This window comes from Streptomyces sp. NBC_01237, assembly GCF_035917275.1.
Lineage (GTDB): Bacteria > Actinomycetota > Actinomycetes > Streptomycetales > Streptomycetaceae > Streptomyces.
Window position 1 is genome coordinate 2,780,775 of record NZ_CP108508.1, and the last position, 18,618, is coordinate 2,799,392.

Sequence of the window (18,618 nt, forward strand, 5' to 3'; positions counted from 1 at the left end):
TGTTACTTCCTCTTCCGACCGGACAGCTTGCGGCGCAGCCGCGTCAGCGTCCCGGCCTTGGTCTCCCACAGCGGGGCCGTCGTGATCACGAGCCGGCCCTTGGTGTTCGGATTCGCGGCGACGCGATACGGGACGACGCGCCCCCATCGGCGTGCCAGCGGCATCGGCAGCCCGTCGGTGCGTACGGGGATCTCGTACGTCGAGCCCGCCACGTCGGCGTAGACCCGGACTCCCCGCTTGGCCTTGACGGGCTGGACCGGGATGCGGGCGCTCAGCAGGGTCCCGCGGTCGTCGCCCACGGTCTCCCTGACGAACTCGCCGACCGCCTCGGGGCGTCGGGCGTCCTTGGACATCCGCAGCGCTCCCGGCTTGTCCGCGCTCTTGGGCATCGCACCCTGGGCCAGCGCGACCACGGCCGAGGACGTGTCGCCGATGATGCCGAGCCGCACCTTCAGGGCGAGCGACAGCTCCGCCCCGTCCTGCTCCCACGCGGCCGACTCCAGCTCGGTCCCCTTGGAGAGCCTGCCGGGCACCGCCTCGCCGAGCACCTCGTAGAAGCGGTCGTCCAGGCCGACGGCGTCGTCCCGGAAGCCGGGGTAGGAGGCAAAAGCCCGGTCGCCCTCCAGGAAGAAGGGCGGTGCGCCGTGCTCGGTCTCCTCCGCGATAGCGCGGCTGAGCTCGTCGACGGCGCCGCGCTGGGCCAGACCGAAGCGCACCCGCCGCGTCACTCCCGTACCGTCGCGCAGACCGTCGGTGTAGTACGCGTCGATCAGGACGGCCAGACCCTCGCACACCAGGCGCTTGGTGCTGGTGTCGAGGGCGGGGAAGTCCTTCTGCAGAAGCTTGGACAGCTCCCAGTCGAAGTGCCGCTTGAAGACGGCGTCGCGCTGCGGTCCGGGCTCGATGAGACCGGCCGTGTGCTTCATGATCTTCGCGGTGCACCGGAGCCGGGCCAGATGATCGGCCCGGTAGGTGATGTTGCTCGCGTCGCCGCGCTTGACCGCGTAGTAATACGTGTAGTCGGAGAGCACGGAGATCTTGCGGGCCCGGACGCACGCCTCGATCGTGAACGGCTGGTCGCTGCCGACCGGCAGGTCCTCCGGGAAACGCAACTGGTGCTTCTCCACCAACTCGCGGCGAAAGAGCTTGGTATTGGCCAACGTGAAAGGCAGACTCGAATCGTAGAGACTGATGTCCGGGTCATTTTTCACGTACAACTTCTGATGAACGTAGCGGCCGTTGGTGCCCACCATTTTGCCGACCACCACGTCCGAGCCGTGATCGTCCGCGTAGGCGACCATCCGCGCCAAGGCCTCTTCGCCGAGGTAGTCGTCCGAACCGATGAAGTACACGAAGCGACCGGTGGCGAGATCGAGAGCCCGGTTGCTCGGTGCGGCGGGCCCTCCTGAGTTGGCCTGATGAATGACCTTGAACGTGCCGGGATACTTGTCGGCAAACCGATCGAGTTCGGCACCGCTCTCGTCCGTCGACCCGTCGTCGACCGCCACGATTTCGATGCGGTCGAGGCCGATGCTCTGCCGGACAAGAGAGTTCAAGCACTCCGTCAAGTAGGGCATGGTGTTGTAAACGGCGACAACCACACTGACGTCAGGAGCCGTCGTCATAGTCAGTTTTCCGCCTTCTCGCGGTCGGAGAGCAGATTGGTGTAGAGCTCGTCCAGGAGCTCCGCCTGTGCTTCCCAGGTCCAGGTGTCGAGGAGCCCGGGCTTGTCGTAAGCGGCACGGTACCGGCCGGGATCGGCCAGCACCCGCTTGATCGCGCGGACCAGATCGGTTACGTCCTCGGCGGTGCATACCTCGCCCTGGCCGGTCGAACGAGCCACCTCGGACATGGTCTTCACATCACTGACCACCAGCGGCAACCGCGCGTGCGAGTACTCGAAGAACTTGGTGATCAGAGCGATCTCGTGGTTCGGCCAGTGATGGATCGGAATGCAGCCGACGTCCGCCGTAGAAAGGAACGGGACAACCTGCCAGTGCGGTACGTACGGCACCGCATGCAGACGGTCCCCCGCGCCGAGTTCCTCGGCCCTGGCCAGAAGGGTCTTTATGTAGGCCGCGGCCGGATTGGGAACGACGAATGCCATGTGTACGCCGTCCAGATGCGGCAGCGCCTCCACCATGTCCCCGAGGCCCCGCTGCGGACCGGGCGAACCGCTGTAGACAACCAGCGGAACCTCCGGGCCGATGCCGCACAGCGAACGCAGATCCGGCACAGGATCGGCGTCCTGTCCCGGGAGCGGCTCGACCGGACGATCGGGCGCGTTGAGCACCACCGTCGGCTGCGTGGACAGGGAGTGGCGCTCGCGCAAGAGATCGGCAAGGCCCTCGGAGACGGTCACTACCGCGTCGGCGTACGGGGCGTACTCGCTCTCGTGCGCCGTGTTGCCGGGGATCCAGTGCGCATTGTCCTCCCAGGGACGGACACCCGGCAGGAATTCGTGGGCGTCCCAGACAAGGCTGACCTGACGGCCCGCGGCCCGGGCGCGAACCGCCGCGCGGGCACCGACCCCGAGCATCCGGAAGTCGTTGGCGTGGATCAGATCCGGCTTGAGAGCCTCGATCTCCTTGCCGTACGTCAACTCGTAATCCCACAGAGCAGGTTCGAGCCTGCGCCAAGCCCTCTTCCCCTTGGCACCCTTCCAGGCCGCGGTGAAGGCACGGTCGAGCGGCCCTTGGAGCCGTCGGCCGGCTTTCTGGGCCTCCACGGACTGCTCGGAACGGAACTCGATCCAGCGCTGCATCACCTTCGACGCCGGTCCTGCTACAGCGAGGCGGGCGCGCTCCGCCTTGCGGAAGGCCGGCGAGCCGACCGCATGGGGCGCGACCTTGAGTGAGGCACGACGAGTCGCGACATCGGTACGCCAGGCCTTTGCCCACTGCCGTCGATAGGCGCCGAGAGGGCCCGGCGGATACGCCAGGGGGCGGCGCAGGAGTGAGCGGTGCCGCTCGGCATGCCGCTTCGCCAGGGGCGCCTTCAGCGGCAGCAGCCGCACTTCGGCATCGCCCAGCTTCCAGCTGCGGCCCCTGCCAGTACGAACGAGGCCCAACAGGGTCACGTCCCAGCCCGCCGCAGCCATGGACTCGGCGGCCTTCTGTACGCGCGAGTCGCCCTCGACCTTGTTGTCGACCAGCATGACCACCCGGCCTTTGGCCGGCCGATCGTCGCCGAATTCCTGCGTCTCCATCAACAACCTTTCCGGACGATTCACTTGAGGAATCCACTCAGCGCCTGTGCGCTCCAGCGTCCGTCGTGATACGTGCGAGCGAATTCCGACGAGGCACGACCGACGGCTGCGGTTCCGTCCCGGTCGTCGATCAAGGAACCCAGCACCTCGCGCAGGGTGTCCGGCGTAGCACTGACGACAGGCAGTTCGCCATTCGTCGCGATCTTCACCGCATCGCTGATGTGGCCGATCACCGGCCTACCGGCGGCCATCGCTTCCACCGCGAACGTGCCGTAACTGCCTGTGGTGAACTGATCCAGAACCAGATCGCTCTGTTTGACCAGTTCCTGCATCTCCGCCCACGGAATGTTCTCGGCGAGCCTGAAGTCGATCACACCTTCATCGTGCAGCTCGGTGAGACTGGGCATGATCCGGTCCGTGCCCTTGGTCCAGCGCTTGGACGGAGCGTGCAACACAATGGGCCGCTTGCGCTCCATCACCGGGCTGTCGGTCGCCCACGACGCGACATCCACCACGAGCGGCACCCATTTGGCCGTCGGCAGGTCATCCAGAAGATCAGGAGTCGTGACAAAGAGCGGCAGGCCGCATTCGTCGGCGATCCGTCGGTTGATCTCGGCCTTGCGCTGAAGCTTTTCGGCAATACCGTCGGGAGCATCCCGGAAAAGCGAGTACTCGTGCCGCTCCAGATGCCGGGCGGGGTGCCGGATGTCGCTGCCGTGCGACAGAATCGCCACCTTGATGCCGGCCTTGTCCAGTGCTGCCAGATCACCGGCGATCGTGTCGCCGTTGAGGCGTCCGAAGACGGGCAAAAAGGCGTCGACGAGCAGGTGGCTGTATCGGCCGACCGCTCGCCTCACCTGTTGCAGCTGAACATCGAGCTCGCCGAGTCCGGCGGCGTCGACATAAACGTCTGCGGGATAGTCGAATGTGTCCGCACGTCGGTTCATGACGACCTCGACGGACACATCCGGATTCGCCTGTGACACCGCCTGCGCGAAGGCCGCGCCCTGACCGGCGTAGTTGGCCGGCCCTATGCCGAGCTTGATCCGGGTTGAGCCGAGGGGCGTCCAGACCGGTGCTCCGGCCTTGCCGCTGCTCGCCCCGATCGGGGCGGCCCCAGGAGACTCCTGGACGACCCATGACACCTCGACAGCCGGCACCGTCGGTGTCTTCTTCGACAGCGTGCGGTACAACTCGAGCAGCCCGGCACTCTGGTGTTCCCAGGAAAGCTCCTTGAGCACATCCTCGCTGATGTGCGCCGCAAGCTCTCGGCGGCCCTTCAGCGCTCGTGAAGCGGCAGCCACGAAGGTCTTGGGGTCGTCCCAGGTGAAGACCTCGCCGAGCCCCTTCTCCTCCACATATTCCTTGATCACACGGACATCGCTGGTAACGAGCGGCAGCCCTGCCTGAAGGTACTCGGAGACCTTCGTCGGCAAGGAGACCTCGCAGTTGGGAACCCGTCTGAAGGGCGTCAGACCGACATCCGCGGACGACAGATAGTCGGCGACCTCGTGCTGCGACACATAGGGGACCAGATGAATACGGTCACGCACACCGAGCTTCTCGGCGGTGGCCAGCAACTCCTCCAGGAGAGACGTTCCTCTGCCGCAGACAAGCGCCAGGTGCACACCGGGCAGCTCGGGAAGCCCGTCGATCACTGCGTCCAAACCGCGCTCGGGGCCCAGCCACCCCGCGTACACCATGAGCGGAACGTCGGGATCCAGACCGCATACCTCGCGGACGGACGACCGCACCGACCCGGATCCGATCACCTCGCGCACCGGGGAATTACCCACGACCAGGGGCAACCCGGGGAGGTTGTGGTCGTCCTTGAGCAACTCGGCCAGCTGCGGGGACACCGTGACGACCGCGTCGGCCCGGCCGATGTACTCGGCCTCGGCCGCGGGAAGGGCGTATGCCTGCCGCGGGTTGGGCCACTCGACACCGCGAATGTACTCATGTGCGTCATAGATCCAGACGCATCCATGGCCACTCGCCCGGAGACGGGCGGCACTGCGCGCGGCCGTCACGATCATCGTGGCGTCGTTGGCATGGATGACGTCCGGCTTGAGTTCCTCGATCACCGGGCCGAACGCCAGATCCAGGTCGACCAGCTGCGGCCAGGCGAGCCGCCAGTCGCGGGCCGGCTGCGGATCCTTGGAGGTTCTGTGTTCCTCCCATTTGAACGCACGCACCCTCAGCCGGTACACGGCACGGCGCGCGCGCAGCACTGCCTTCAGCGAGGCCCGCCGGGGCGCACCCGACCACGCAGTTTCGGCAGACATCTGGCGCACCCAGGCCCGATAGGAGACCCGGTAGTGTTTCAGCGCCGTCTGGTCGTGAATGCGGAACTGTGTCATGGCGCCGCGCAGCGGATGAGCCTTACGGGCTTTCACCGATCGCCCGTACTCCGGGGTCACGGGGACTCGAACCACTTCGATCGGGCCCATCCTGGACCGCTGTACGCGCTTGGTGTCGCTCCGGCCGATCAGCGTGACGTCCCAACCGTCGCGGGCGGCGGCCAACGCTGTCTTCTGGACCCGCGAGTCGCCACTGATGCCATTGGCGACGATCACCGCTAGCCGCGGTCGGCGGGCAGGGGATTTCATTCTGTACTTCCTCCGGTGGAAGGCAATCGAGTCGGTGCCTGCGGCCCATTCCCTGGAAACGCGCCGAGCACCGGGCGAGCGAGTGGTGCACCCACTGCCGAGATGTCAGACCGCCGCACTGGTGTTGTCCAGACGGACGGTCTTACCGTCTGCAGCCGACTCGAGAACCGCAGCCGCCACCTCGACGGTCCGCAGCCCCTGCCTCAATGTACAAATATCGGACGACTTGCCCTGTACAGCGTCCCGGAAGAGCTCGTGCTCGACAAGCAGCGGCTCGCGCTTCGGGATGGCGTAGCGGATCATGTCGCCCTCGGAGACCCCGCGGAACGCGCGCAGCGCCTCCCACTCGGTGGTCACCGACGCGTTCGAGTGGAACGTGAGGTCGGCGGTGAGGGTGTCGGCGATGAAGCAGCCGCGCTCACCGGTGACCGAGGTGAACCGCTCCTTGAGCGGGCTCAGCCAGTTGACCAGGTGGTTGACCATCGTGCCGTCGGAGAGCTGGCCCACTGCGGAGACCATGTCCTCGTGCGGGCGGCCGGACTTCGACACGGTGTGGGCCGCGATCGAGTTGTACGTCTGACCGGTCACCCACCCCGTCAGGTCGATGTCGTGGGTGGCGAGGTCCTTGACCACACCGACGTCGGCGATCCGGTGCGGGAAGGGTCCCTGGCGCCGGGTCACGACCTGGTACACATCGCCGAGCTCGCCGGCCTCCAGCCGGGTGCGCAGCGAGCGCAGGGCCGGGTTGCAGCGCTCGATGTGGCCGACACCGGCCACCAGGTCACGCGACTCGAAGGCCTCGACGAGGCGGCGGGCGCCCTCGACGGTGTCCGCCAGCGGCTTCTCGATCAGCGCGCAGACACCGGCGTCGGCCAGTTGCAGGCCGACTTCCTCGTGCAGTCCGGTGGGGCAGGCCACGACCGCGTAGTCGACGCCGAGGCCGATGAGCTCCTCGACGGTCGACAGGACGGGTGCGCCCTGCGCCCAGCCGTTCTTGTCCCCCATCGGGTCGACGACGCCGACCAGGTCCACGCCCTCCAGGCCGGCGAGCACCCGGGCGTGGTGGCGGCCCATGGAACCGAGGCCGATGAGTCCGGCCTTCAGTGCGGCGGTCACAGGTTCTCCCCCAGTGCGTTCACGGCGGCGGCGATGCGCTCCAGGTCGCTCTCGCCGAGCGACGGGTGGACGGGCAGCGAGACGACCTCGGCGGCGGCGCGTTCGGTCTCCGGCAGGTCCCAGGTGCGGCCGGCCTTCTGGTCCGGCTCCCAGTAGGGCTTCAGCCGGTGGATCGGCGTCGGGTAGTAGACCGCGTTGCCGATGCCCGCCTCGGTGAGCTTCGCCATCGCGGCGTCCCGGTCGCCCAGCACCCGGATCGTGTACTGGTGGTAGACGTGCCGGGCGCCCTCGGCCACCGGCGGGGTCACCACGTTCGGGGCGGTGATGTGCGCGTCGAGGTATGCCGCGTTGGCCCGGCGCTGCTCGGTCCAGCCGTCGAGCTTGATCAGCTGTACGCGGCCGACGGCGGCGGCCACGTCCGTCATACGCATGTTGGCGCCGACGATCTCGTTGGCGTACCGCTGCTCCATGCCCTGGTTGCGCAGGAGGCGCAGGGTGCGGGCGGTCTCGGCGTCGGCCGTGGTGACCATGCCGCCTTCGAGCGAGTGCATGTTCTTGGTCGGGTAGAAGCTGAAGGTGCCGCCCGCGCCGAACGCGCCGACCGGGGTTCCGTTCAGCGCCGCGGCGTGCGCCTGGCAGGCGTCCTCGACGACGGCGAGATTGTGCTTGTCCGCGATGGGCATGAGCTTGTCCATCGCCGCCGGGTGACCGTAGAGGTGCACCGGCATGATCGCGGCGGTGCGCGGCGTGATCGCGGCCTCGACCGCGGCCGGGTCGAGGCCGAAGCTGCCCGGCTCGATGTCGGCGAACACGACATCGGCGCCGACCAGACGGACCGCGTTCGCGGATGCCGCGAAGGAGAAGGAGGGGACGATCACCTCGTCGCCCGGGCCGATGCCCAGGGCGAGCAGCAGCAGGTGAAGGGCAGATGTGCCGGAGTTCACGGCGACACAGTGCCGGCCGTCGACCAGGTCCGAGAAGCCTTCTTCGAAGGCCGCGACCTCGGGTCCCTGGACGACACGGCCGCTGCGCAGCACGCGCACCGCGGCCTCGATCTCGTCTTCCCCGATGACCGGGCGGGCAGCAGGAATCGGCTGCTCGTTGATGCTCGTCATGGACGTCCTCCTTGAACACCGCAAGAGCTCTTGACAGGCAGAGGTCTGGGGTGCGGGGACGTCTCACGAGGCCGCGCCCAACCCCACCGGCGCAATGCCGACGCCCTGCCGAGGATTCTGGGTCCGGTCTGTCCATCACCGGGCCGGTCACCGATTGTAGTTTCTGCTGAGAACAGCTACAGGACAGCGACCGCCGTCACATTATCAGGGATTTCTCGGCCGATTTCGGGCCCGTTAACCCGTGCTTGCATCAGTTCTGAAACAAAACCTGTGTCCCGCCCCGAAGTGGTCGGGACGGGACACAGGAGATGAACTACCGGTTACGGATTCGTCAGCTGTCGGACGGCGTACCCTCCGCGGACGGCGCCGAAGCGGTCACGGAAGGCGACGACTGCTCTGCGGCAACCGTCTTCTTCGTGGCCTTCTTCGTGGTCGTCTTCTTCGCGGCGGTCTTCTTGGCGACCGTCTTCTTCGCAGCCGTCTTCGTGGCGGTGGCCTTCTTGGCCGTCGCCTTCTTGGCGGTCTTGCGCGCCGTCTTCTTCGCCGGAGCCTCCGGGGCTTCCGCCCCGGTCTGCGCACCGTCGGCCGGGGCCTCGGACTCGGGCGTGGTCGTCACGACGACGACCGCCGGCTCCTCGGTACCCGCGGGCGAGCCCGCCGGGGCGGTGGCCTTACGGGTCGCCCGGCGCCGGGCACGCGGCGGGGCTGCCGGGGTCTCGGTGACCTCGGCCGCGGGGGCCTCGGCGACCGGGGTCTCGGCGGCCGGCGCCTCGACGACCGGGTCCTCGACGGCGACCGGGTCCGTGGTGGGCTCGGCCGGCTGCACCGGCTCCGCCGCCTCGGCCTGCTTGGGCGAACCCGCCGGGGCGGACGCCTTCCGGGTCGCGCGGCGACGCGTCCGGCCCTGCGGAGCCGCCTCGGCCTCGGGGGCCGGAGCGGCCTCCGGGGTCTCGACGACCGGCTCGGGCTCGGGCCGCTCCTCGGCGACCGGGGCGCTCTCGGTCACCGGGGCGGGAGCGGCGGCGGCCTTCGGGGCGCCGGCCGGAGCCGTCGCCTTGCGGGTCGCACGCCGACGGCCGCGGCCGCGCGTGGCGGCCGCCTCGGCCTCGGCCGGGCTGCTGTACAGCTCCTCGTCCGGGACGAACTCCGGCTCGGGCAGCGCCACCGGGGCGGCGACCTCGGCAGCCAGCTCGGCCTCGGTCTCGGCCGCGTGCTCGTGCTCCGCCTCGTGCTCGGCGTGCTCCGTGTGCTCGGTGAACTGACCGCTCTCGTGGTCGTGCTCCTGGCCCGAGCCGCCGCGGCGCTTCTTGGAGCGCTTGCCACCGCCACCGCCGCCGCCGACGGACGTCGGCTGCTCCATGTGCACGATCACACCGCGTCCGTTGCAGTGGACACAGGTCTCGGAGAAGGACTCCAGCAGACCCTGGCCCACCCGCTTGCGGGTCATCTGGACCAGGCCCAGCGAGGTGACCTCGGCGACCTGGTGCTTCGTACGGTCCCGGCCCAGGCACTCCAGCAGTCGCCGCAGCACCAGGTCCCGGTTGGACTCCAGCACCATGTCGATGAAGTCGACGACGACGATGCCACCGAGGTCGCGCAGCCGCAGCTGACGCACGATCTCCTCGGCCGCCTCCAGGTTGTTCTTGGTGACGGTCTCTTCCAGGTTGCCGCCCTGGCCGGTGAACTTGCCGGTGTTGACGTCGACGACGACCATCGCCTCGGTCTTGTCGATCACCAGCGAGCCGCCGCTCGGCAGATAGACCTTGCGGTCCAGCGCCTTCATCAGCTGCTCGTCGATCCGGTAGGTCGCGAAGACGTCGACCTCGGAGGTCCACCGCGACAGGCGGTCCGTCAGATCCGGGGCCACGTGCGAGACATAGCCGTGGATGGTCTCCCACGCGTCGTCACCGCTGACGATGACCTTCGAGAAGTCCTCGTTGAAGATGTCGCGGACGACCCGGACGGTCATGTCCGGCTCGCCGTAGAGCAGCGTCGGCGCGTTGGAGCTGCCGCTGTTCTTCGACTTCTTCTGGATCTCCTCCCACTGCTCCTGGAGCCGCTCGACATCGCGGCGCAGCTCGTCCTCGCTCGCGCCCTCGGCGGCGGTGCGCACGATGACGCCCGCGTCCTCGGGGACGATCTTCTTGAGGATGGACTTCAGCCGGGACCGCTCGGTGTCGGGCAGCTTGCGGCTGATCCCGGTCATCGAGCCCTCGGGCACGTACACCAGGTAACGGCCGGGCAGCGAGACCTGGCTGGTCAGGCGGGCGCCCTTGTGACCGATCGGGTCCTTCGTCACCTGGACGAGGACCGACTGGCCGGACTTCAGCGCGGTCTCGATACGGCGCGGCCCGTGGGCCATGCCGAGCGCCTCGAAGTTGACCTCACCGGCGTACAGGACGGCGTTGCGGCCCTTGCCGATGTCGACGAAGGCGGCCTCCATGGACGGCAGAACGTTCTGCACCTTGCCCAGGTAGACGTTGCCGACGTAGCTGGTGGCCTGCTCCTTGTTGACGTAGTGCTCGACGAGCACGTTGTCCTCAAGGACGCCGATCTGGGTGCGCTCGCCGTTCTGGCGGACGACCATCACCCGCTCGACGGCCTCGCGGCGGGCCAGGAACTCGGCCTCGGTGATGATCGGGACGCGACGGCGGCCCTGCTCACGGCCTTCGCGGCGGCGCTGCTTCTTCGCCTCCATACGGGTCGAGCCCTTGATGGACTGGACCTCGTCGAAGCCGGTGCCGGGCTCGCGCTCTTCCTTCTTGCGGGGCTCGCGGACCTTGACGACCGTACGCTCCGGGTCGTCCTGGCCGTTCTCGGTCTCGGGTCCGGCGTCACCGCTGCGACGGCGGCGACGGCGACGGCGACGGCTGCTGCTCGAACCGGCGGGCGAGGAGTCGTTGTCCTCCTCGTCCTCCGCCTCGTCGGCGTACTGCCCCTGCTCGTCCTCGGAGCGGTCGGAGCGGTCGGCATGCGTCTCGTCGCCGTGCTGCTCGGCGTCGTCCGTGTCGTTGATCTCACCGCGACGACGACGGCGTCCACCGCGACGGCGACGGCGCGAGGGCCGGTCACCGTACTCGTCGGAGTCCTCGCCCTCGTGCTCGGCGTCGGCCTCGGCCTCGGGCTCGTCCTGCTCGTTGCCGGGCTGCTCGACGGGCTCATCGGCCGGGGCGGCGGGCGCGGCGGTCTGCTCGGGCTCGGCGCTCTCGCCGCGACGGCGGCGACGGCGGCGCGAGCCGCCCTGGGACGCGGCCTCGGCGGGTTCGGCCTCGGCGGGCGCGGCCTGCTGGGCGGGCTCGGCCTCGGCCGTCACCTGCTCCTCGGCCTCGTCGCTCTCGTCGTACGGCGCGACCGAACCGGCCGCGGCAGCGGCGGCAGCGGCGGTCTCGGGGGTCTGGAACATCGGCTCGGCGAAGACCGGCGCCTGGAAGACGGCCACGGCGGGGCGCGCCGCACGGCGGCCCTTGCGGGTCGGCTCCTCGACCTTGCCGGTGAACTCCGGCCTGCCCGCGGCGGCGGTGGCCCGACGGCGCTGACGGCCGCGCGGCGCGGCCTCCTCGACCTCTTCGGTCTCGGTCGCCAGCTCCTCGGCGACCGCCTCGGGAAGGCTCTCGCCGGTCTCGGCCGCCAGTTCCTCGGAGGCCGCTTCGGTGACCTGCGGGGCTCCGGCGGGGGAGGTCGCCTTGCGGGAGGCACGACGACGGCCACGGGGAGCCACCGGCTCCTCGACCGCCTCGACGGGCTCCACCACGGCCTCGGCCACCGGCTCCACGATCTCGACGGCGCTCTCCGCGGCGGCGGCCTGCGGCGCACCGGCCGGGGCCGACGCGCGGCGCCGGGCACGGGCGCGGGGTGCTGCCGGGGCCTGCGGTTCCTCGACGGCTTCGGCGGGCTCCGCGACGGCCTCGGGCTCGGCGGACGCGGCCGGCTCGACCACGACGGCGGCCTCGGCGGTCTGCGGGGCTCCGGCGGGGGAGGTCGCCTTGCGGGAGGCACGACGACGGCCACGGGGAGCCACCGGCTCCTCGACCGCCTCGACGGGCTCCGCCACGGGCTCCACGATCTCGGCGGCGCTCTCCACGGCCTCGGGGGTCTGCGGGGCACCCGCCGGGGCGGTCGCCTTGCGGACCGCGCGGCGGCGGGCACGCGGCGCGGGGGCCTCGGCGGGCTCGGGGTCGGCCGGGGCCTCCACTGCCTCCACGGGTGCGGGCTCGGCGGCGCTCTCCACCGTCTCGGCGGTCTGCGGGGCACCAGCCGGAGCGGTGGCCTTACGGACCGCGCGGCGGCGTGTGCGCGCCGGGGGCGCGGCCTCGTCCGGCGCGGTGTCCGCGGCTTCGACGGCCGGTATGGCCGGCGTCACGTCTTCGGCGCCCGTGCCCGGTGCGCCCGCCGTGGGCGGGCCCGCGGGGCGGGAAGCCGCGCGGCGCCTGCGGCGCGGCGGCAGCTTGTCGCCGGGGGTGTCGTCTTCGCTGTTTCCGGTCGTACCGGGTTCGTTCGACTCAAGCATGCGGGCGGTTCTCCCGTCACGCTCCCGGGCGCCGCGTCTGATTCCGGTCCGTCACGGTCCGCATGTGGTGCGATACCGCCGTCCGGGGCGCGGGCGCCGCACAGGAGCTGATGTCTGGCTCGCCGGTTCCGTACGCGTTGTACGCACGGCCTGGCGAAAGTCTTCTGGTCAGTGCGCGGCCCGACCCAGGTGGCTCCCGAGTCCAAGGGCTGCGCTTCAACGACCGCCTTACGCGGAACCTGTACCTTCCGGCGCTGTCGCGACGGCAGCCTGTGCGACCGCTGGTTGAGCGGTCGGGGCTGCCTCGCGGTCAGGCGCGAGCGGGTCGGTCACCGTGCCGGACTCCTCGTCGAAGAGCCCCTGCGCCAGCCTGGTCACCGCTGCGGGGACCGGCGGCGCGAGGTCGGCCACAGCTCGGAGACCGGACAGGACGTCGTCGGGTCGCACGGCAGGTGTCACGTGCCGAACAACCAGCCGCAGTATCGCACAGGGCTTGTCCCCGGGCCTATCAGGCTGTGGATCAAGAGCCTGCAGGTCGGCGACGGCGGCACGGGCGTCGAAGGTCCGCATCCCGTTCTTCGCGCGGCGCTGGACCTCGACGGTCTCGGCGTCGTTGAAGGCGGAGACGGCCCTGCGGGCGTCCTCGGACGTGACTCCGTCGAGGCGCATCTCCCAGACGGAGGCGGTCAGCCGGTCGGCGAGACCCGAGGTACGGGCCTCCACCGCGTCGGTGACGTCGAGACCGTCCGGCAGCGACGCGTTGAGCAGGTCGCGCAGTACGTCGGGATCACGCGCCTCGGTGAGGGCGATCTCCAGGAACTCGGCCTCGCTGCCCGTGCCGGTGGGGGCGGCATTGGCGTACGACACCTTGGGGTGGGGGGTGAAGCCCGCCGAGTACGCCATCGGCACCTCGGAGCGGCGCAGTGCCCGCTCGAAGGCCCGCTGGAAGTCTCGGTGGCTGGTGAACCGGAGGCGGCCGCGCTTGGTGTAGCGCAGGCGGATGCGCTGCACTGCCGGTGCGGGCGGCGGGCCTTCGGGCTGTCGCTTGCCCAGTGGTTCTTCTCCTCGGTGCGGGGCGGGCGCGGTGGCGCGCCGCCCACGAAATACGGGTGGCCCCGGGGTGCCCGTACCGGCTCACCCCCGCTTGGTGAATCGCTCTCCGAGCGGGGAGATCTCTGGTGCCTGCGCCGCGCTGGGGACAGTCGTTGTTTGTTGCGCACCACCCAGCGTACGCGCAGCAACCACGCCCTGTTCCCCGGCCCGGGGGTCCGGCCCTCCCCCGACCAGTGCCCGCCAGGCGTCCCGCCGGGCCTGCCGGACGCTCTCGCGGGCCGCGCGCAGGGCGCCGCGTGCGGCCCGTCCGGCCTCCACGGCGGCCCGTTTGGCGGGGGCCCAGACCGCGTCGCGCACGAAATGTCCGACCGGGGTGCACACGGTGCGGTAGACCCAGGCCACCGGCGCGCCGACCAGATGCCACGCCAGCCAGGCCAGGGCCCGGCCGACCGCCCGGGAGAGGTACCCGGCGACGCGCCAGGCGACCCCGATCGCGGTGCCGATCTCGCGGCAGACCGGAACGAGGACGCGCGTGTACACCCAGGAGACGGGGACGACGAGCAGCGTGCGGATCAGCCACACGCAGGCCGTCGCGAGAGCGTTCCCGACGGCGGCGAGACCCCGCCCCAGCAGGGCGAGCAGCCAGGAGATGCCGTGTCCGACCGGGGTGAGGACCGCCCCGTACAGCCACACCACCGGGACGACGAGCCCGTACCGCACCAGCGGCACCACCACGTACCGCCACAGGCCCACCACCGGGCGGACGAACACCGTGGTCAGCAGCCATCCCAGCGCGGTGCCGATGCCCCGTCCGGCCGGGGCGAGCAGCGAGCGGTACAGCCAGGTGAGCCCGTGGCCCAGTGGAGTGAGGACCGCCTCGTACAGCCACACCAGCGGGACGACGAGCCCGTACCGGACCAGCGGCACCACCAGGTAGCGCCAGAGGCCGGTCCAGAGCCGGACGAACAGGGCCGTGGCCAGCCACAGCAGGGCGTGGCCGAGCGGGGTGAGGACCATGCGGTACAGCCAGGCCGACGGGATCACGACGAGTACGTCGCACAGCCACGCCAGGGCCCGGCCGAGGGGGCGCAGCAGTACACGTTCGGCGGCGTGCCAGGTGGCGGCGAGCGCGTCCCAGACCATGCGTACGGGCAGCACGACCACCAGGACCACGATCCGGACCGGAATCCTGACCAGGGTGGTCAGGCAGCCCTCGCCGGACTCGTACCGCGCGGGCGCCTGGTGCTTGCCGTATTCCATGCCGTACATGACGCGATGGCCCGGTCCGGGGTTTCCCGGACCGGGCCATCGTCACCGAGCTGTCACTCGCGCGGCCGCGGGCGGTTACGCGCCGCGCGCCCGCCGGGCCCCGCGGGGTCGGGCGGAGCGCCGTGGGGCTACTTCACGACCGTGAGCGGCAGGAGCTTCTTGCCGGTCGGGCCGATCTGGATGCTGGTGTCCATCTGCGGGCAGACGCCGCAGTCGAAGCACGGGGTCCAGCGGCAGTCCTCGACCTCGGTCTCGTCGAGCGAGTCCTGCCAGTCCTCCCAGAGCCAGTCCTTGTCGAGGCCGGAGTCCAGGTGGTCCCAGGGCAGGACCTCCTCGTACGTCCGCTCCCGGGTGGTGTACCAGTCGACGTCCACGCCGAATTCGGGCAGCGCCTTCTGCGCGCTGGCCATCCAGAGGTCGTAGCTGAAGTGCTCGCGCCAGCCGTCGAAACGGCCGCCGGCCTCGTAGACCGCGCGGATGACGGAGCCCACCCGGCGGTCGCCGCGCGAGAGCAGTCCCTCGACGATGCCGGGCTTGCCGTCGTGGTAGCGGAAGCCGATGGAGCGGCCGTACTTCTTGTCGCCGCGGATCTTGTCGCGGAGCTTCGTCAGCCGGGCGTCGGTCTCCTCGGCGCTGAGCTGCGGGGCCCACTGGAAGGGCGTGTGCGGCTTGGGTACGAAGCCGCCGATGGAGACGGTGCAGCGGATGTCGTTCTGGCCGGAGACCTCGCGGCCCTTGGCGATCACGTTGACCGCCATGTCACCGATCTGGAGGACGTCCTCGTCGGTCTCGGTGGGCAGGCCGCACATGAAGTACAGCTTCACCTGGCGCCAGCCGTTGCCGTACGCGGTGGAGACCGTACGGATCAGGTCCTCCTCCGAGACCATCTTGTTGATGACCTTGCGCAGGCGCTCGGAGCCGCCCTCGGGGGCGAAGGTGAGACCGGAGCGGCGGCCGTTGCGGGTCAGCTCGTTGGCCAGGTCCACGTTGAACGCGTCGACGCGGGTGGAGGGCAGCGAGAGCCCGATCTTGTCCTCGGTGTACCGGTCGGCGAGGCCCTTGGCGATCTCGCCGATCTCGCTGTGGTCGGCGGAGGACAGGGACAGCAGGCCGACCTCCTCGAAGCCGGTGGCCTTGAGACCCTTCTCGACCATCTCGCCGATGCCGGTGATGCTTCGCTCCCGCACGGGGCGCGTGATCATGCCGGCCTGGCAGAAACGGCAGCCGCGGGTGCAGCCGCGGAAGATCTCGACGGACATCCGCTCGTGGACGGTCTCGGCGAGCGGGACCAGCGGCTGCTTGGGGTAGGGCCATTCGTCGAGGTCCATGACGGTGTGCTTGGACACCCGCCACGGCACGCCGGACCTGTTGGGCACGACCCGGCCGATGCGGCCGTCGGGGAGGTACTCGACGTCGTAGAAGCGCGGGACGTAGACACCGCCCGTCTTCGACAGCCGGAAGAGCACCTCGTCACGGCCACCGGGACGGCCTTCGGCCTTCCAGGCCCGGACGATCTCGGTGATCTCCAGGACGGCCTGCTCGCCGTCGCCGATGACCGCGCAGTCGATGAACCGCGCGATCGGCTCGGGGTTGAACGCCGCGTGGCCGCCCGCGAGCACGATCGGGTCGTCGACCGTACGGTCCGCGGCCTCCAGCGGGATGCCCGCGAGGTCGAGGGCGGTGAGCATGTTGGTGTAACCGAGCTCGGTGGAGAAGCTGAGGCCGAAGACGTCGAAGGCGCCGACGGGCCGGTGGCTGTCCACGGTGAACTGGGGGACCCGGTGCTCACGCATCAGCGCTTCGAGGTCGGGCCAGACGCTGTAGGTGCGTTCGGCGAGGACCCCTTCGCGCTCGTTGAGCACCTCGTAGAGGATCATGACGCCCTGGTTGGGGAGTCCGACCTCGTAGGCGTCGGGGTACATGAGGGCCCAGCGGACGTCGCAGCTGTCCCACTCCTTGACGGTGGAGTTCAGCTCACCGCCGACGTACTGGATGGGCTTCTGCACATGCGGGAGCAGAGCTTCGAGCTGTGGGAAGACCGACTCGGCAGACATCTCGCGAACCTTCGTGAGCTGGCAGGGGTGACCATCCAGCGTACCCCGCTGTTCAGCCCTTCAGATCCGCCCGCAACCCCGGCCCGGACGCCCTCGCCCAGCTCTCCGGCAGCTCGCGTTCACGGGCCGCCGCCCGCGCCTCCTCCTGCCCGTGCAGCAGCCCCCAGGTGAAGGCGGACTCCCCCGCCGCGTGCGCCTGGACCGCGAGGTCGCGCAGGGCGTCACGGGCGACCACGCTGTCCTGGTGGTCGCCGAGGAGTTTCTGTACGTCCTTCATCCGGCGGGCGAACCTCTTGGCGGGCCCGCCGAGCGCGGGCCGGGCCGCCTCGCCCGCGTACCGGGCGCGCTTGGCCGCCTTGCGGGCCTCGTGCAGGGCCAGGTCCCGCTCGTGGCCCGGCGGGTGCACGAGCGCGTGGTCGATGCGGGCGGCGAGGCGGTCGTGGTCCTTCAGCACCGCGCGGGGCAGGGCCCTGCCGGGTGACCGGGCGGCGTCGGGCAGCAGGGGCGGGTCGGCGAGGAGCGCGTCGAGGGAGTCCAGCAGGGTGAGGTAGCGCTGTCCGTCGAGTACGGCCACGGTCCTGCGGCGCGAGCCCGCGCGACGGGCCGTCGACCAGATGCGCAGCCGGCCGCGGACCGGGCCGAGGCGCAGGGTGCGGGGCAGCGCGGCGAGGGCGTCGCTCAGCCGTTCGTCGAGGACTTCCTGGTCACGGTCGACGCCCAGCTCCGCGGCCAGCCACTTCAGCTCCTCGCCCAGCGGGTCGGTGAGCGTGCGGTCCAGAATCCTGCGGTACGTCCTGAAGGCGCTGCGCAGCCGGCGGGTGGCGACGCGCATCCGGTGCACGGAGTCGGGGAGGCCACGGCGTACGGCGGGGTCGAGGGTGATGATCGCCTCGGTCTGTTCGCGTACGTAGGCCAGGACGTGGTCACCCGCGGTGGCCTTCGCCGGGCCGCTCGCGGAAGCTTTCCCGGGGGCTTTCCCCCGGTCGTTCCTGTGCTTGCTCTTGTGCTCGCTCTTGTGGTGCCCGGTCCCCGGGGCCGTCTCGTCGAGGGCTCTGGCCAGCTTGGAGGAGGACGCCGAGGGGCGTACCCCGGCCTTGCGCAGCCGCCGCTCGACCACGTCCAGGAAGGCGGGGTCGCCGTCGTCGGCCAGTTCGACCTCGATCTCGGTCCATGCCGCGGTGGCGCCGCCGCCGTCCTCGGTGAGCCGTTCGGCCCGGACCTCGTCGATGCTGAGCTCGGCGAGGAGGGCGCCGTCGGCGTCGAGCAGATGGTGGACGTCGCGGGCGGAGCGCAGCCGGACGACGGGGACGAGCGCGGCGTGGCGGACCCGGGAGCGCAGCAGCGCGGCGAGACCGTCCGGCAGGGTGTCGGCGAGCGGGGCCCCGATCTCGTCCCGGATGCCGGTGGCGACGGGGAACTTCAGGTGCCAGCCCTCGTCGTCGCCGCCGGTCCTGCGTCGCAGGGTGAGGGAGGCGGCGGCGAGACGGAGGTCGTCGGTGTCGTAGTAGACGGCGTCGAGTTCGCGGACGCCGCGGTGGACGACCTCGAAGACCCCGGCCGCGCGGGTCAGGTCGGGCAGCCGGGTCTCGGGAGTCGCTTCGTACTTCCGCTCGATCTCACGCTTCGAGTCCGCCATGTACCGAATCTAGACGCGTTGTCCGCAGATGGGGAGGGGCGTGGAGGAGAT

The 18,618-nt window shown here is 70.3% G+C and carries 10 protein-coding genes; all 10 read right to left on the reverse strand.

From position 1 onward, the window contains the following. Positions 1-2: 2 nt before the first annotated feature. Positions 3-1,625 (reverse strand): glycosyltransferase family 2 protein, encoded by a 1,623-nt coding sequence (locus tag OG251_RS12350; RefSeq protein ID WP_326677202.1) that lies wholly within the window; start codon positions 1,623-1,625, stop codon positions 3-5. A gap of 2 nt (positions 1,626-1,627) precedes the next feature. Beyond that, positions 1,628-3,208 (reverse strand): glycosyltransferase, encoded by a 1,581-nt coding sequence (locus OG251_RS12355; RefSeq protein WP_326677203.1) that lies wholly within the window; start codon positions 3,206-3,208, stop codon positions 1,628-1,630. Positions 3,209-3,228: 20 nt separating this feature from the next. Further along, positions 3,229-5,817 (reverse strand): glycosyltransferase, encoded by a 2,589-nt coding sequence (locus tag OG251_RS12360; RefSeq protein WP_326677204.1) that lies wholly within the window; start codon positions 5,815-5,817, stop codon positions 3,229-3,231. Between the two features lie 105 nt (positions 5,818-5,922). Then, positions 5,923-6,933: a Gfo/Idh/MocA family protein gene (locus OG251_RS12365; RefSeq protein ID WP_326677205.1), complete on the reverse strand. Its 1,011-nt coding sequence runs from the start codon at positions 6,931-6,933 to the stop codon at positions 5,923-5,925. Beyond that, positions 6,930-8,048, reverse strand: a complete 1,119-nt coding sequence (locus tag OG251_RS12370; protein ID WP_326677206.1) for a DegT/DnrJ/EryC1/StrS family aminotransferase — start codon at positions 8,046-8,048, stop codon at positions 6,930-6,932. The genes OG251_RS12365 and OG251_RS12370 overlap by 4 nt, the downstream gene beginning before the upstream one ends. 331 nt (positions 8,049-8,379) lie before the next feature. After that, a complete protein-coding gene (locus tag OG251_RS12375) occupies positions 8,380-12,555 on the reverse strand; it encodes an Rne/Rng family ribonuclease (RefSeq protein ID WP_326677207.1) in 4,176 nt (1,391 codons plus the stop codon). Between the two features lie 228 nt (positions 12,556-12,783). Further along, positions 12,784-13,566 carry a TIGR03936 family radical SAM-associated protein gene (locus OG251_RS12380; RefSeq protein WP_326677208.1) on the reverse strand — a complete coding sequence of 261 codons (783 nt, stop codon included), beginning with the start codon at positions 13,564-13,566 and terminating at the stop codon, positions 12,784-12,786. Between the two features lie 123 nt (positions 13,567-13,689). Then, a complete protein-coding gene (locus OG251_RS12385) occupies positions 13,690-14,868 on the reverse strand; it encodes a hypothetical protein (RefSeq protein WP_326681238.1) in 1,179 nt (392 codons plus the stop codon). Between the two features lie 137 nt (positions 14,869-15,005). Further along, positions 15,006-16,931 (reverse strand): TIGR03960 family B12-binding radical SAM protein, encoded by a 1,926-nt coding sequence (locus OG251_RS12390; protein ID WP_326677209.1) that lies wholly within the window; start codon positions 16,929-16,931, stop codon positions 15,006-15,008. Positions 16,932-16,983: 52 nt separating this feature from the next. Continuing rightward, positions 16,984-18,567 (reverse strand): CYTH and CHAD domain-containing protein, encoded by a 1,584-nt coding sequence (locus OG251_RS12395; RefSeq protein ID WP_326677210.1) that lies wholly within the window; start codon positions 18,565-18,567, stop codon positions 16,984-16,986. Positions 18,568-18,618 lie beyond the last annotated feature (51 nt).